11 protein-coding genes are annotated in these 16,464 nt (G+C 58.5%); all 11 read left to right on the top strand.

Going from position 1 to position 16,464, the window contains the following annotated elements:
• Window positions 1-338: 338 nt before the first annotated feature.
• The gene (gene tssB, locus BSF40_RS28090; RefSeq protein ID WP_095967771.1) at window positions 339-842 is read left to right on the top strand and encodes a type VI secretion system contractile sheath small subunit; all 504 of its coding nucleotides are present in this window, start codon (window positions 339-341) and stop codon (window positions 840-842) included.
• 33 nt (window positions 843-875) lie between these two features.
• Window positions 876-2,414 carry a type VI secretion system contractile sheath large subunit gene (tssC, locus tag BSF40_RS28085; protein ID WP_095967770.1) on the top strand — a complete coding sequence of 513 codons (1,539 nt, stop codon included), beginning with the start codon at window positions 876-878 and terminating at the stop codon, window positions 2,412-2,414.
• Between the two features lie 41 nt (window positions 2,415-2,455).
• Window positions 2,456-3,811, top strand: a complete 1,356-nt coding sequence (gene tssK, locus BSF40_RS28080; protein WP_095967769.1) for a type VI secretion system baseplate subunit TssK — start codon at window positions 2,456-2,458, stop codon at window positions 3,809-3,811.
• A complete protein-coding gene (gene tssL / locus BSF40_RS28075; protein WP_095967768.1) occupies window positions 3,808-4,491 on the top strand; it encodes a type VI secretion system protein TssL, short form in 684 nt (227 codons plus the stop codon). The genes tssK and tssL overlap by 4 nt, the downstream gene beginning before the upstream one ends.
• 10 nt (window positions 4,492-4,501) lie before the next feature.
• A complete protein-coding gene (locus tag BSF40_RS28070; RefSeq protein ID WP_095967767.1) occupies window positions 4,502-6,229 on the top strand; it encodes an OmpA family protein in 1,728 nt (575 codons plus the stop codon).
• A 15-nt stretch (window positions 6,230-6,244) separates the two neighbouring features.
• On the top strand, window positions 6,245-6,736 hold the full coding sequence (gene tssD, locus BSF40_RS28065) for a type VI secretion system tube protein TssD (protein WP_095967766.1): 492 nt from the start codon (window positions 6,245-6,247) through the stop codon (window positions 6,734-6,736).
• Window positions 6,737-6,886: 150 nt separating this feature from the next.
• Window positions 6,887-9,532 carry a type VI secretion system ATPase TssH gene (tssH, locus tag BSF40_RS28060; protein WP_095967765.1) on the top strand — a complete coding sequence of 882 codons (2,646 nt, stop codon included), beginning with the start codon at window positions 6,887-6,889 and terminating at the stop codon, window positions 9,530-9,532.
• A gap of 2 nt (window positions 9,533-9,534) precedes the next feature.
• Complete coding sequence (locus tag BSF40_RS28055) at window positions 9,535-12,081, top strand: type VI secretion system Vgr family protein (RefSeq protein WP_095967764.1); 2,547 nt, start codon at window positions 9,535-9,537, stop codon at window positions 12,079-12,081.
• A gap of 16 nt (window positions 12,082-12,097) precedes the next feature.
• The gene (locus tag BSF40_RS28050; RefSeq protein WP_095967763.1) at window positions 12,098-14,383 is read left to right on the top strand and encodes an ATPase; all 2,286 of its coding nucleotides are present in this window, start codon (window positions 12,098-12,100) and stop codon (window positions 14,381-14,383) included.
• A 14-nt stretch (window positions 14,384-14,397) separates the two neighbouring features.
• Window positions 14,398-15,402, top strand: coding sequence for an SUMF1/EgtB/PvdO family nonheme iron enzyme (locus tag BSF40_RS28045; protein WP_095967762.1), 1,005 nt, complete (start codon window positions 14,398-14,400; stop codon window positions 15,400-15,402).
• 285 nt (window positions 15,403-15,687) lie between these two features.
• The gene (locus tag BSF40_RS28040) at window positions 15,688-16,386 is read left to right on the top strand and encodes a DUF3592 domain-containing protein (RefSeq protein WP_095967761.1); all 699 of its coding nucleotides are present in this window, start codon (window positions 15,688-15,690) and stop codon (window positions 16,384-16,386) included.
• Window positions 16,387-16,464 lie beyond the last annotated feature (78 nt).

Raw genomic sequence — 16,464 nt, 5'->3', positions numbered from 1 at the left:
ACGCCAATAATCTTTGCGTAGGAATTTTCCTTAGTTGTGTAGGAAATAGCAATTTATAGAGCAGGCAAGATCTGATCGCAATGTAAGATGCTTCTAAATATTAGTTGGGTGGTTGGAATGCCTTTGTAAGATGATTCACTATTGCATCTGGCAGTGTTTGAGTATTTGTTTCTGTAGTTGCGGTTCCTTTTGGAAAGGCTAGTCTTTCGCAGTCGAAGCAAGTTTGCATGTTGCGTCCGGTTATGTGATTGCATGTTGTCGGCCCAACTTCTGAGTTCGATTGTGTCATTGAATTTTTTGTAACGCTGTATGTTGTTACAAATATCCTGGGAGGATTTATGGCTTCTGGTAGTTTTCAAAGCGAAGTGCCCAAGGCACGGGTCAACATCAAGCTCGATTTACATACGGGCGATGCACAGAACAAAGTCGAATTGCCACTCAAGTTGATGGTGATGGGCGACTACAGTAACGGCAAGGAACAGCGGCCGTTGTCCGAGAGAAGCAAAGTCGCCATCGACAAAAATAATTTCGATAGCGTGCTGGCGGAGTTTTCTCCCGAGGTCAGGTTGGCGGTGGCCAATACCCTGGCGGAGGATGCCGGCGAAGCGGCGGTCAACCTGGGTTTCCGGAGCATGAAGGATTTCGAGCCGGAACAAGTGGCTCGGCAAATTCCGCAACTGCGTGCACTGCTGGCAATGCGTAACCTGTTGCGTGATCTCAAGTCCAACCTGTTGGACAATGCCACGTTCCGTCAGGAACTGGAGCGCATTCTCATGGACGAGGCACTGAGTGACGAACTGCGAGGTGAGTTGGCGGCACTGACTCCGGAACACATTCGTTAATTCACCTCGGCTCGTTTAAAGGGAAGTTTAAAAATGTCTATCGAACATTCTCACGCGCAATCGCGCGGCACTACAGTGTTGCCTGAAGAAAGCCAAGGCGTATATGGCGCGTTGTTTGGAAAGATTAATCTCAACCCGGTAAAAGTGCTGGGCGAAATCGAAGTGTTTCAAAGTTCCGAGGCGCTGTCGGACGTTTCTGCCGATGAGCGAGTGACTGCCGCTGTCAGTGTTTTTTTGAATTTGATCAAACAGTCTTCGCGCAAAGTCCGGCGTCTGGACAAGACACTGCTGGATGAACATATTGCGTCGCTGGATGCACAAATCAGCCGCCAACTGGACGCCGTGATGCATCACCCGGATTTCCAGCGGGTGGAGTCCACCTGGCGCGGTGTGAAATCGTTGATCGATCAGACCGATTTCCGCCAGAACGTGCGCATCGAATTGCTCGATATCAGCAAGGATCACCTGGTCCAGGATTTCGAGGATGCGCCGGAGATCGCGCAAAGTGGCCTGTATGTGCATACCTACACCCAGGAGTACGACACCCCGGGTGGTGAGCCGATCGCCGCTGCCATTTCCAACTTCGAGTTCGACCGCAGCCCGCAGGACATTGCCTTGCTGCGCAATATTTCCAAAGTCTCGGCAGCTGCGCACATGCCCTTCATTGGCTCCGTCGGCCCGGCCTTTTTTGGCAAGCGCTCGATGGAAGAAGTCGCCGCCATCAAGGACATCGGCAACTACTTTGACCGTGCCGAATACATCAAGTGGAAAGCATTCCGCGACAGCGACGATGCCCGTTATATCGGCTTGCTCATGCCCCGCGTGCTGGGCCGTCTGCCGTATGGCCCGGACACGGTTCCGGTGCGCAGTTTCAACTACATCGAAAGCGTCAAGGGACCGGACCACGACAAATACCTGTGGACCAACGCCTCGTTTGCCTTCGCTGCCAACATGGTCAAGAGCTTCATCGCCAACGGCTGGTGCGTGCAGATCCGCGGTCCGCAGTCTGGCGGCGCGGTCACCGACTTGCCCATCCACTTGTACGATCTGGGCACTGGCAATCAGGTGAAAATTCCTTCGGAAGTGATGATTGCGGAGACGCGCGAGTTCGAGTTCGCCAACCTCGGCTTCATCCCGCTCTCGTACTACAAGAACCGCGACTACGCGTGCTTCTTCTCGGCCAACTCCACGCAGAAACCGGCGTTGTATGACACAGCAGATGCCACTGCCAACAGCCGGATCAATGCGCGCTTGCCGTACATCTTCCTGCTGTCACGCATTGCCCATTACCTGAAGCTGATCCAGCGCGAAAACGTCGGCACCACCAAGGACCGCCGATTGCTGGAGTTGGAGCTGAACAAGTGGGTCGGTGGTTTGGTAACCGAGATGCTGGATCCGGGTGACGACCTGCAGGCTTCACACCCGTTGCGTGCTGGCAAAGTCACCGTTGAAGACATCGAGGACAACCCGGGTTTTTTCCGCGTCAAGTTGTACGCCGTGCCGCATTTCCAGGTGGAAGGCATGGACGTCAACCTGTCGCTGGTTTCGCAGATGCCCAAGGCAAAAGCCTGAGTCCTGTGCAAACCCAACCCATTGCGTAGGGATTCGACCTCATGAAAATCGACCGCCCCTTGTGGGCCGCGGGGGCATTGCTGTCTCCGCAGCAATTCCAGCAGCAGGCACGCTGGGAAGCCTGGGCCAACGAGTGTCTGGCTCGTTTGTCCCTGGTGCACCCCTGGGGCGTCCAGGACGTCGCGTTTGACCTGCAAGCACTGCGCCTGGGCAAGCTCAAGGCCACTCGCCTGAGCCTGCGCATGCCAGACGGCACCTTGGTCGACACCGACCATGTCGATCGACTGCCCCTGGGTCTGGAGCTGTCGCGCCTGCTGTCCGGCGATACCCAGGCGGCGACCTTGCTCCTGGCCTTGCCACTGGAGCAGGCCAATGGCAACAACTGCCTGTTCGACGCCGACAAGGCCGATCGACCCACCCGTTATCGCCAGGACTGGCGTCAGGTGCAGGACATTTACGCCGATGAAGTGCAATCGGTCGGCGTACTGGAACACGTGCTGAGCCTGCGCTTCGATCACGACGAGAACGGCGATTACCTGACCTGCCCGATCGCGCGCCTGGTGCGTGACGGGCAGGGCGCCTGGAGTCTTGATCCTGACTATGTACCGCCGCTGCTCAGTTTTGCGGCGCACCCGGGGCTGTTGACGCAACTGGACAACCTGTTGACCCAGTTGTCCTCCAAGCGTCAGCGGCTGATGGGCATGCGTCGTGAAAGTAACCAGCGAATGGCTGACTTCGCCGTGGCCGACGTGTCGTTGTTCTGGTTGCTCAATGCCTTGAACACCTACCAGCCGGTATTGGCCGATCTCAAGGCCTGGCCGGCGCGACATCCCGAGCAGGTCTATCTGGAACTGATAAAACTGGCCGGCAGTCTGCTGACCTTTTCGCTCGAACACGACGTCGAGCAGATTCCGCCTTATCGCCACGAACACCTGGAAAGCGTGTTCCCGCCGCTGTTGCGCATGATCTCCACGTTGCTGGAGGCCAGCCTGCCTTCTCGCGTCATCACCCTGACACTCGAGCAGAGTGCCGCCAACCGTTGGCAGGTCCGACTTGACGACGCCCGTTTGCGCGAGCCCGACAGCGCCGACTTCTATCTGTCGGTGCGTTGCCGCTTGCCCGCCGTGCAATTGCAGAGTCAGTTCCCGCGACTGTGCAAGATCGGCACACCGGACGAAGTCGATCATCTGGTCAACGCCGCCCTCGATGGCGTGCCGTTGCAGTCCCTCAGCCATGTACCGGCGGCCATCCCCCTGCGTCTGGAAAACCAGTACTTCGCCCTGGATCTCAACCATGCCAAGGGACAAGCCATTCGGGACCAGGGCATCTGTGCCTTGTACGTCCCGAGCACCCTGACCGAAGTGAAACTTGAACTGTTCGCGGTACTACGCGCATGAACCTGATCGAAGCGAAAAAACCGGCCGCCATGACGGTCGACATCGACGCGTTGTTGCAAGACAGCTACCTGCTGGTGGTCGAGTTGCGGCAAGGGGCCTCCGCGCAAAGCAGCGATGAGGTCAAGGCGCTTTGCGTAAAGCAGGTCGAGCACGTTCGCCAGCGGCTCATGGATGCCGGTCTGGCCCAACGCAGCATCGACCATATCAGTCACGCTCAATGCGCGCTGCTGGATGAAACCATGCTCAACCGCGCCGATAACGATGCCCATTCCCGGTGGGCCAGTGAGCCCTTGCAAGCGAAGTTTTTCAATCGCCACCAGGCCGGGGAGTTCCTGTACGAGGACATGCGTGAGGTACTGCGCGAACCGGCGCCGGACCTTCAGGTACTGACGACCTTCCAGCGGGTTTTGACCCTGGGTTTTCGCGGCCGTTATCGCGACGACAATGACCCCGAGCGTGAACAACTGCTGGCCGATCTGAATGCCCGGGTCGCACCACTGAAGCTGCGTCAGGCATTAACCGCACCCCTCAGCGCCAGCCGTGGCGCAATGGCGTTGCACTGGATGCGCTCGCCGCTGGTCAACGTCCTGGCTGCCGGTCTGTTGCTGGTCGGTGTCTGGTACGGGCTCGACCAGCTGTTGGGTGGTCTGGTTGCGACGCTGTTGGCCGCGCAAGCCTGAGGTGGGGCCCATGACGCTCAAACTCAAACAAGGGCTCTGGTTGTGGGCGGGTGCACTGGCCCTGATGCTGCTGGCCATCATCCCGCTTGGCGGATGGGGCCGTGCCGCCGTGGCCCTGATCGTTGTCGGTTGCGTTGCGCTCGCCTGTGTCCGGGCCGCGCGTCAACGGCAATTACCCGGCTCGCTCGACAACCTGGCGTTGCCACCGGCAGCGTATCGTCATCCGGTGGTACTGGTGTGTGGCGATGGCCTGGCCGGGCTGTTTGGTGAAACGTGCAACGACCAGCCGGCGTTGCGCATGACCGAACAGGGCTGTTACCTGCGGGTCTCCCGTGGGGAGCAGCTGTCGGGGGTGACTGACAGTGTCCTGGCCTTGCGTCCCGAGTGGGCCGGGCAGCTCTGCGTGATGTTCATTGTCAACCCGGGCGAGCACACCGATGCCGCGGTGTTGGCCGGGCACGTGCGTACGTTCAATTACCAGGCCGGGCTGATTCGCCAGCGTGGTATTGCACTGCCGCTGATGCTCGTCAGCTACCTGCAATCATCGGCGAGCAAGGGGACCTGGTTCAGTTGGGAAGCCGGGCAGGGCACCTGCAACGTTCGTGAAGGCGGGACGTGCCTTGGTCCCGACGAATGGCATTGCCTGCCCGCTGAAAATGCAATTCACACTCGACGGTTGCAGGCCAGCGTCCAGCTCAACAGTGCTGCTGCCTGGCTGGATGAATATGTCCTGGCGCACTTCGCCAGCCGTGAAGGTCGCCATCCTGCCGGCTTGCCGCTGGTTTGCGCCAGCACCTTGGTACCGACACTGCCCGGGATGATGACCGGCAATCTGTGGGGGCAATGGCTGCGGGGCAAGACCGGGCTGAGGGACGCCGATGCACAGGTACAAGCGCCGGATGCGTCGCTGCCGTTCCCTGATCCTTTACTGAATCTGCTGCCGGTACAGGCCCGACGTTTACCAATACGTCGCGCCAGCGTAATTGCGCTGTGGCTGTTCGCGGCAGCCGCCGTTGTCGCCCTGACCAGCTCGGCCTGGCAGAACACCCTGCTGCTGCGTCAGGTCAGCGATGACCTGCGGCGTTATGCGTCCATTGCCCCGACGGAGCGTCGCGATCAACCCGAATTTGCCCAACGGGAAGAAGCATTGAACGTGCTGCGCGAGGACGCGGTGCGCCTCGACCATTACTACCGCCGGGGCGAGCCCCTGGCGCTGGGCCTTGGCCTGTATCGCGGCGAGCAATTGCGCGCAGGGTTGCTGTCGACCATCGCCAACCACAGGCAACCGTCGACGAGCCCGATGCCGGCACGCGCGGCGCGAACCGTGCGCCTGGACAGCCTGTCGCTGTTCAGCAGCGCCAGTGCCCGACTCAAGCCGGAATCGACCAGGGTGCTGATCGACGCCCTGGTCGGCATCAAGGCCCAACCTGGCTGGCTGATCGTCATCGCCGGGCACACCGATGCCGTGGGCAGCGACGAACACAATCTGCAGTTGTCCCGTGCCCGTGCGGCGGCGGTGCGTGACTGGATGCAACGCATGGGCGGCATCCCCGACAGCTGTTTCGCCGTGCAGGGTTTTGGCAAGAGTCAACCCATCGCCAGCAATGACACCGAGGAAGGGCGTCAAGCCAACCGTCGCGTCGATATCCGTCTGGTGCCGGAAGTGGGGGCCTGCGGGCTTCCCACGGCCGGGGCCGACGTACAACCCCCTGTCGCAAACGCGGCATCAGTGTTTTGAGAAAAGGAGCTTCACATGGCAATTCCCGTTTACCTGTGGCTGAAAAATGACGGCGGTGCGGACATTAAAGGTTCAGTGACCGTGCAAGGTCGCGAAGGCAGTATCGAGGTGGTCGCTCACAACCACAGCGTCTACATCGCCAGCGACGATAACACCGGAAAATTGACTGGTACGCGGACCCATGCTCCGTACGTGTTCACTAAGGAAATCGATGCTTCCAGCACATACCTCTATAAGGCTGCTACTACAGGCCAGACACTCGAGAGCGCCGAGTTCAAATTTTATCGCATCGACAACACAGGCCAGGAAGTCGAGTACTACAACACTCTGCTTAAAAAAGTGAAGGTAGTGAAGGTCGAGTCGAAAATGCACGACGTCAAAGATCCGGACAAGGCGAAACTCAACCACCTGGAAGAGGTTGAGTTGCGCTACGAGGAGATCTACTGGGACTTCAAGGACGGAAACCTCAAACACGACGATAAATGGGACAAACGTAGTAGAGGGTAACGCTGAATAACCAGCAGGCAGGCCTCTGCCTGCTGGTTTCGGTGTGCTGGGCTGAGCGTCTGTGCGCGGACGTTCAACCCAGCCCATCCCGACACTTTCCATCGCCCTGACCGACTATCCGCTGACCCTTCAGCACAAGGACGTACCTCCATGACCGACAACTCCACGCGCCTGCTTCGCCGTCTCAATCCCTACTGCGCCCAGGCGCTCAGCGCGGCGGCGTCGTTGTGCCTAAGCCGTGCCCATGGGCGGATCAGCATCGAACACTGGTTGCTCAAGTTGCTGGAGCAGGGCGAGGGCGACTTGACCCTTATCGCCCGTCGTCATGAGTGGGACATGGACGGGCTTTGGCGCGGTCTGCTTGACCATCTCGACACGCTGCCGCGCAGCGTGCAGGGCAAGCCACAGTTGTGCGGCAAATTGCAGAAACTGATCGAGTCCGCCTGGTTGCGTGCGTCACTGGAAGGGCATGACAACCTGCGCTCGGCGCACCTGCTGGGTGCGTTGCAGGACAGTCCGCAGCTGCTGGCATGCGATGCGGCCTGGCCCGTGCTAAGCCTCAATGAAATCCAGTTGCAGCAGCTGTCAGGGCTGCTCGATCAGCACTCCGAGGAACGCCCGCACGTCCAACAGCAAAGTGCGTTGGACCAGCCCCCGGCGTTACCTGTCCCCGGCGCAGCCGTGCACGATGCCTTGCAAGCGGTACTGGACAGATTCACCCAGGACGTCACCACCAAGGCGAGGGCAGGGCAGATCGACCCGGTGTTCGGCCGTGACGATGAAATCCGCCAGGTCATCGACATCCTCAGCCGTCGGCGCAAGAACAACCCGATCCTGGTCGGTGAACCTGGGGTGGGCAAGACGGCGCTGGTCGAAGGCCTGGCCTTGCGCATCGCCGCAGGCAATGTTCCGGACAGCCTCAAGGCGGTCAGCGTGCGCACCCTTGACTTGGGCCTGTTGCAAGCGGGTGCCGGGGTCAAAGGTGAATTCGAACAACGTCTGAAAAACGTCATCGACGCCGTGCAGCAGTCGGCCAACCCGGTGCTGCTGTTCATCGACGAGGCTCACACCCTGATCGGCGCCGGTAACCAGGCCGGTGGGGCGGATGCCGCGAACCTGCTCAAGCCCGCCCTGGCCCGTGGTGAATTGCGCACCATCGCCGCGACCACCTGGAGCGAATACAAACAGTACTTCGAACGTGATGCCGCGCTGGAGCGGCGTTTCCAGGTGGTCAAGGTCGACGAGCCTGACGACGCCAGCGCCTGCCTGATGCTGCGCGGCCTCAAGGCGCGCTATGCCAGCCATCACGGCGTGCACATTCAGGACGCGGCGGTACAGGCCGCGGTCAGCCTGTCGCGGCGCTACCTCACGGGCCGCCAGCTGCCGGACAAGGCCGTCGACCTGCTCGACACCGCCAGCGCACGTGTGCGCATGAGCCTCGATTGTGAACCCCAGGTGCTGGTGCGGCTCAAGGCCCGGCATGTCGCGCTGGAGCTGGAGCGGCGCGCACTGGAACAGGATGTGCAACTCAATGGCAGCGACTTGAGCGAACGATTGACGCTGATCGCCGGGCAGCAGATCGAGATGCAACAACAGCAGGACGACTTGCTGTGCCAGTACCGCTATGAACTTGAACTGACCCGACAATTGCTCGATGCGCGTCAGGCCGAGCCGGCCCGCAGCGACCTCTGCGCGAAACTGCAGGAGCAATTGCTGGGGGCCCAGGGCAGCCAGCCAATGCTGTCCCTGGACGTCGATGCACGCAGTGTTGCGGAAGTCATCGCCGACTGGACCGGCGTGCCCCTGGGCAGTTTGCTCAAGGACGAACAAGCCAGCCTGCTGACTCTGGAATGGCAACTCGGCGAGCGGGTGATTGGCCAGGAATCTGCCCTCGGTGCCTTGGCCCAGCGCCTGCGCGCAGCCAAGACCGGCTTGACCGAAGAGCAGGCGCCGTTGGGGGTATTCCTGTTGGTGGGCACCAGCGGCATCGGCAAGACCGAAACCGCCCTGGCGCTGGCGGACTGCCTGTTCGGCGGCGAAAAATCCCTGATCACCCTCAACCTGTCCGAGTACCAGGAAGCCCACACCGTCAGTCAGCTCAAGGGCTCGCCACCGGGCTACGTCGGTTACGGCCAGGGCGGCGTGCTCACCGAAGCGGTGCGCCAGCGGCCCTATAGCGTGGTGCTGCTGGATGAAGTGGAAAAGGCCCACCGCGACGTGCTCAACCTGTTTTACCAGGTGTTCGACCGCGGCTTCATGCGTGATGGCGAAGGACGCGAAATCGATTTCCGCAACACTGTCATCCTGATGACCTCCAACCTCGGCAGCGATGAACTGCAAAGCGGCCTGCAGCAACAGCCCGAAGCAACCGACAGCACGCTGCACGAATGGCTGCGACCGATTCTGCGCGAGCACTTCCAGCCGGCCTTGCTTGCCCGCTTTCAGACCCTGATCTACCGCCCGCTGCAGGCCGATGCACTCAAGCGCATCGTCGGGCTCAAGCTCGCCCGGGTCGCCAAGCGCCTGCAACGCCACTACGGCCTGACCTGCCAGATCGACGATGAACTCCACACCGCGCTGGTCGCTGCCTGCCTGCTGCCCGACACCGGTGCACGCAACATCGACAGCCTGCTCAACCAGCAGATTCTGCCGGTCCTCAGCCAACAGCTCTTGCAACGTCAGGCCGCGCAGCACAAAACCCTCGGCGTGACCCTGGGCTACAGCGACGAGGAGGGCATCACGTTGCAATTTACCGACGCACAGGACGCGTCGTCACTCACTGCCACGGAAGCCTGACCATGAGCACCGCACTGCGCATCTTCTTCGACCACAGCCGCCACAAACTCCAGGTCGACGGCCTCGACACCCCCCTCGACGTCCTCGCCTTCAAGGGCGAAGAACACCTCAGCCAACCGTTCACCTACCGCATCGAATTCACCACCAGCCACCTCGACCTCGGCGCCGACCGACTGCTCGGCCAGTACGCCCAGTTCAGCCTGCACGCCGCGCCATCGACCCTGCCCGTGATGGCCTGGGAAGTACCCAAACCGGTCAAACCGCTGCGCACGTTTTACGGCGTGATCAGCGGCTGCCAACGCCTGTCCGGCTCGGTCGACGAAGCGCGCTACGAAATCACCCTGCAACCGCGTCTGGGACGGCTCGCCCGTGGCCGACAAACGCGCCTCTACCTGCAGCAATCCGTCCCGGAAATCGTCGAAAGCATCCTGCGCAGCCGCCACGGCTTCCTCGGCCAGGACTTCTACTTCCGCCTGCACCGCGAGTACCCGCGCCGCGAGCAGGTGATGCAGTACAACGAAAGCGACCTGGACTTCATCACCCGCCTGTTGGCCGACGTCGGCATCTGGTACCGCTGCACCAGCGACGAACGCCTGAGCATCGACGTCGTCGAGTTCTGCGACGACCAGCGCGGCTACCAGTTCGACGTCGCCTTGCCGATGCGCTCGCCCTCCGGCCTGAGCAGCAGCGGCGAGGACGCCGTCTGGGCCCTGCAAACCCGCCACCAGATGGTGGAACAGCAAGTCAGCGTGCGCGCCTATCACCCCCGCGACGCCCGCGCCTACCTCGACGGCGAAGTCGACCAGACCCGCGGCGAGCCGGCCACCCATGGCGCGCCCCAGACCTACGGCGAGGCCTACCACTACGCCGAGCCCTACAGCGTGCTCGGCAACGCCTACCACCAGGACGAAGACCTGCTCAGCGAAAGCGGCTACTTCTACGCGCGCCTGCGCCACGAACGCTACCTCAACCAGCAGACCCACCTCAGCGGCACCAGCAGCAGCGCCACCCTGGCCCCCGGCCAGGTGCTGAACATCAGCGGCGGCGCGCCCCAGGCCTTCGCCCGCGGCGCGGTGCTCACCGGCCTCACCACCCACGCCGCCCGCGACCGCAGTTTCGAATGCCATTTCGAAGCCATGCCCTACGCCGAACGCCTGTGCTTCCGCCCGCCGATCCCGCCCAAACCGCAAATCGCCGGCACCCTGCCGGCACGGGTCACCAGCCCGAAAGCCAACGACCCCTACGCCGACATCGACCTCGAAGGCCGCTACCGGGTCAAATTCCTCTTCGACCGCGACACCCGCAAACCCGGCCAGGACAGCAAATGGCTGCGCCAGGCCCGCGCCTACGCCGGCGACACCCACGGCCTGCACCTGCCACTGATCTGCGGCACCGAAGTGGCGATCGCCTTCGAACAGGGCGACCCCGACAAACCCTACATCGCCCACGCCCTGCACGACGACCAGCACCCCGACCCCGTGACCCTGGGCGCGCGCAACGACCACCGCAACGTACTGCGCACCCCGGCCAACAACAAACTGCGGATGGACGATATGCGCGGGCAGGAGCACATCAAGCTCAGTACCGAGTACGGCGGCAAGAGCCAGTTGAATCTGGGGCATCTGGTGGATGCCAAGAAGCAGAAGCGGGGGGAAGGGTTTGAGCTGAGGACGGATCAGTGGGGGAGCCTGCGGGCGGGCAAGGGGATTTTCATCAGTGCCGATGGGCAGCCCAAGGCTCAAGGGCCAGTGCTCGAAATGGGCGAGGCCTTGGCTCAACTCAATAACGCCTTGCACCTGGTCAATGCCTTGGCGCAAAGCGCTGCCGTATCCGGGGCGCTATCCGCCGATGTGCAGTCACAACAGGGACTGCTGGAGGCGCTGGCCGGTCTTGAAAAAGCCGGTTTGGTTGCCTCGGCACCTGCTGGTGTCGCTTTGACGACGCCAGCCAACATCCAGCTTTCAGCAGGCCAAACACTCACCGCGACGGCGGGCGAAAGTGCCGACTTCAGCGTGTTCAAGCGTTTCAGTGTCGCGGCGGGCGAAGCCATCAGCCTGTTCGCGCAAAAGCTCGGCTTGAAGCTCTTCGCGGCTCGGGGGGCGGTGGAAATCCAGGCACAAAGCGATGCCATGACCTTGCAAGCGGACAAGGCGCTGACGCTCAGCAGCATAAATGACGAAATCATTCTAAACGCCGCTAAGGGGTTCACGTTCGTCAGTCAGGGGGTCTTGATCAAAGTCAAGGACGGCAAGGTACGGATCGTTGCACCGGAGGGGGTAGAGGTCGACAGCGACAATGTCGTCTTCAATGGCTCGACTTCCATGGAAAAGGCCTTGGCAACCATGACCCTGAAAGATCCGGTCTACGCCAATCCGATGTCGGGCAGATTCCAGGTCAAGGACTCATCGAGCAACGAGCCGCAACCCCACGTGCCTTATCGAATGGAAACCGCGGATGGCCGTGTCGTGCGGGGCGTCACCGATGCTGAGGGTTATACCCAGCGCCATCACGGCCTCGACCCACAAAACATCAAGCTGTTTATCGAATAATCGAGGAGTCTGAAGCATGAGTCAGGCCGAAACCCCTGCCGCTGAAAACCGCATCAGCAGAAAAGATCCCGTGGTCGTTGCCTATTACCAGTCCGCCCAATGCTACTACCGTCCGGAAACCGAAGAGTTGATCTTCATCGGCGACGATCATGCCAGCCAGTTTGAAACGCATTGGCGAGACATGAGCTTTCGCATGGACGAGTTTCATCGCGCCAGTGCCAACTACTCCACCGCACTGGAGCACTATGCTGGCGCATCCGCGAAGGCGGCACTGCCTCCATCGGAGGAGGAACACCGAAGGAAAGCGTTGGCGGCAGCCGAGCACGAACTGGAAAAAAACAGAGCCGCGTTAAAGCAACAGCTCGGCGATTTTTCCCTCACCTCCATGAGCTACGACGAGGTGGTCGAGCTGATTCCCGTCGTGCAGGCCAATAACGGACGCAACGGCAAGTCAAAACCCTATGCCTACGTCAAAAAGGGCTATCTCAGTCAGAGCCAGGCCGGCAGGAAACTGCACAGCGTCTCCTTGAAAGGCAAGGACAAACGTTCGGCCAAAGGCAGCATCTTCAGCAAGGACAAAAACGGCAACACCCGGATTTCCACTACTCAACTGGCCGAGCAATTGACGGCCCTGGAGTGGCCGAAAATAAAACTGGAGCTTAAGGATGTCCTCAAATGGACCGGCTCGGATTTCGATCTGGACAAACTGAAAAACGACTGTGTGTTGTTCGATTGGGCGGAGAGTTGGGAGCACAGCCTCAAAAGCGAGCCAACGCAACTGAGTGCCAATGTTGATATGAGCCATGGCGCGCAGTTCATGCGATTCGCTTCCAATGTCGGCGCCAGTGCCGAGTTTGACGTCGACAAGGGCAATGTTGCGCTCAAGGGCGAAGCCAAAGCTGCCCTGACCCTGGCATCCGGCAAGGTCAATTTCACCGCCTATGTTCCCGATCGCCTGGGCTGGGCGCTGCGTTACACCCATTCCAACGGCAATGACTTCAACATGGGGTTGCTGCGCCTGTGCCTGACCCCCGAGTTGACCGGCTTCGTCGGCGCCTCCGTGCAGATCGAAGGCCAACTGCAGATCGCCCGCAGCGGCGATCAGCAAGTGCTGGTGGGCCAGCCGGGCGGCCGCTTGCCGCGGTTCAGCGAACGAAAAACCCGGGGCGCGGTGTTCCATCAACAGATGGCCGCCGAAGACGAAGGCCTGACCCTCAACGCCCAGGCTTTCGCCGGCGCCCGCGTGGAAGGCAGCTTGAAGGGCAGCTTGCAATGGCTGAAACCCACCCCACCCTCGGACCTGAATCCGAAGGTCGCCGGGCTACTGCAATCCACCGGCAAATACACCGACTTCTGCAGCATTGGCAGCAGCATCGCCGGGCTGGCCGGCGCGGGCGCCGGTGGCAAGTTCTACTGCACTTTCATCAATGGCCGGTTCTGTTTCCATGTGGCCGCCAGTTTGTGCTGGGGCGTCGGGGCGAGGGGCGGGGTTATTTGTGAGGTGGGGACTAATACGATTGCGGAGTTTGGGGCTTGGTTGATTTATCAGTTGTATCGGTTGGATTATGGGTTTTTTGATTTGGTTAACAAGGGTGCCTTTATAGCCTATGGTCAGTATTGTGTGATGCAGATGGAGAGCGTGAAGCATAATATTTATGCTGCATTTGAAAAATCGGTGTGGAGTATTGAATCGGTTGGTTTGGAGTTTGATGCTTTTATAAGATCTGTAGTTAGTGAAAATAAGGGTAAGTTGGAAGCTTCAAGGCGAAGGAATCAGCTGGCCAAAAATATAATTAATCAGCCAAGTCAACTACTGCTCCATACCCCGGAGGCCAAGGGAATACTGCTATATGTTCTGACTCGTCATGGTGTCTGGGATCATCTGGATTTCGAGAACCGTGGTGACGGTTTCATTCCCGATATCTATAGCGATCGGAAAAATGCAGTGATTTGGGTACTAAAAAGCATCCAGACCATTTCTGAGTGGAACAAGATCATGTGCCGAATGACTCCGGATGGGGAGAGCTTAGCCAGCGATAACGATGCGGCTCTGGTGGTCAAGCAGCAGGAGCAGCACTTGGTGAATTTTCTTCAGGAAGGCATAAATCGTGATCAGGATATGTACAAGGCCAAGGATGAACTTGCCGTTATATACAAAAATTTGAAGGCGGAAGTTGCCTGGGGATATGCGCTCGCCATGAATGACACGGTCTATTATCGACTCAACTCTGTGTCTAATTCTCATTACCCGGCGCGATGTGCGTTTGGCCCCTATGAAGATCATTCAACCCATTTGGCTTGATGCCTGGAGTTATTATGAGTGCTGCGCGATTTGTTGCGGGTATGTTGTGTGTATTGGGATTGGTCGCCTGTGATCAATCGACTCGGACAGTTGATGGATTAAAGCAAGCGGCGGTGTCTCCGGAGTTGATGAAATTTGTTGAGGATTTAAAAAGCAATCTGGTCTTCGTCGAGGGCGGTGAGTTTCTCATGGGGGACTATGGTATGGAACATGGTCCGGAACGGTTACCCTACGATGCGGATAAAGACAGCAAACCGCTTCATCAGGTGCAGTTGACCAGTTACTCCATGGACAAATTTAAAGTTACCAACCATGCGTTTCAGCTTTACTTGAATCACAATGGACTGCAACTCCGAGAGTATTTTCCTGGTAGTAGCTTCGAAAAATTTAGTGTGCCCCCCAATCTTCCCGCACATATGGATTGGTACGAGGCGGAGAAATATTGCAAGTGGTTGGCGGACATCAGTGATTTGCCCTTCGCATTACCGACGGAAGCGCAATGGGAGTACGCCGCGCGCAGTCGTGGTCAGTTCTTGATGGTGGCGACTGATGATGGGACTTATCGGGTGGCCGGTGAGCGAATCCCAGGGGAACAAGGTCTTAGAGGCATCAACATATCCTCGATCTGGAACCGGGAAGCTTTTGCCAAAGAAATGGGGTGGAAAGCAACAGGATTGACTCCATTACCGGTAGATCAGTTTCCGCCCAATCCGCTGGGGTTGTATTCAATGTCTGACAATGGCGAAGAGTGGGTAAGTGACTGGTATGACCCGGATTATTATCAGAACTCGCCACTAAAGGATCCTCAAGGGCCGGATAAACCAACATTCAAGGACCACTCGGGACGCTATACAAAAGTAGTGCGCGGACAAGGTCTTGCCGATCCGGCTTGGGGAGGTGGCGTCAATGTGTACAGGACCGCCGCTGAACCTCATGGCTACTTGACTGGTAGCAGTTTGGCCCACTTAAGCTCAAAGACAGCGCGTTGCGTAGTCAATAGCCCGACGCCGGTGAGTTGAATATGGTAATCGCTCAACGCTTTAAGCGGCTAAAAACTTACACGGCAAATGTAAAGTTGAGAGCAGATAGAAAAAACCAGTGATGCGCTCAGGTGTCGGGTTTTGATAGTCGAACTGAAAAGCTTGTTAGAACGCTAACAAGGTTCTTGTTTTTGTCGAGGAGGGTGAGTTTTTGATGCAGGCGTTATGCCGGTCGGCAGATATGGCTGGCGTAAGATTGGGTATCTTGCAAGCAGTTTTAACATTGGGACATGAGTCTTTAACTCGAAAAGGAGAGGTGAAACAGTGAAAGTCATATCCGTTCTGAAATTTGGATTTTCATTGGTCGGGATTGCGCTGCTCGCAGGCGCAATGATGCTCTACAAAAATACCAACAACTTTCTCGACAACGCCGTTTCCGAGACGGGCACCGTTGTGGATCTGGTCAAGGTTAGAGGTGATAACTCAATTACGTATAAACCTGTTGTTGAATTTACAGCACGCGATGGCCAGAAAGTCGAGTTCACCTCTTCGGTTTCCAGCAATCCGCCCTCCCATTCGGTTGGGGAAATCGTTGAAGTATTGTATTTGCCGTCCAATGTTCAGGCAGCAAAAATCAACAGCTACGCTCGACTCTGGGGTGGTTTTTTGGTGACGTTGGTATTGGGCGTGGTCTTTTCGTTAGTTGGCGGGCTCATATTTTTTGTCGATATGCTGCGCAGGCGCAAGAAGGACCACTTGCAACGCAATGGCGTAGTGGTTGAGGCTACGGTCCAGTCTGTAGTGAACAATTACAGTGTTTCGATAAACGGAAAAAGCCCCTTCATGATCCAGTGCCAATGGCTGGATCCTGCGACCTCCGAGTTGCATCTGTTTGAAAGCGAAAATATCTGGTTCGATCCTTCAGGTTTTATTAACGACGAGAAGATAAAAGTATTTGTCGAGCGTAATAACCTAAAAAAATACCATGTTGATATTTCATTTTTACCCAAGTTGAAGAGTTAATTTCGCGTAGCCGTAATTGCTGATCTGGAGGTTCTATGAAGGGTGTTATTCGCATCGGCGGCCAAGTGTCCTCCGACG

The sequence above is a fragment of the Pseudomonas sp. ACN5 genome, from assembly GCF_002303975.1.
GTDB lineage: Bacteria > Pseudomonadota > Gammaproteobacteria > Pseudomonadales > Pseudomonadaceae > Aquipseudomonas > Aquipseudomonas laurylsulfatiphila.
The sequence above is the reverse complement of the archived record's forward strand: the minus strand, read 5'-3'. Positions and strand labels throughout refer to the sequence as shown.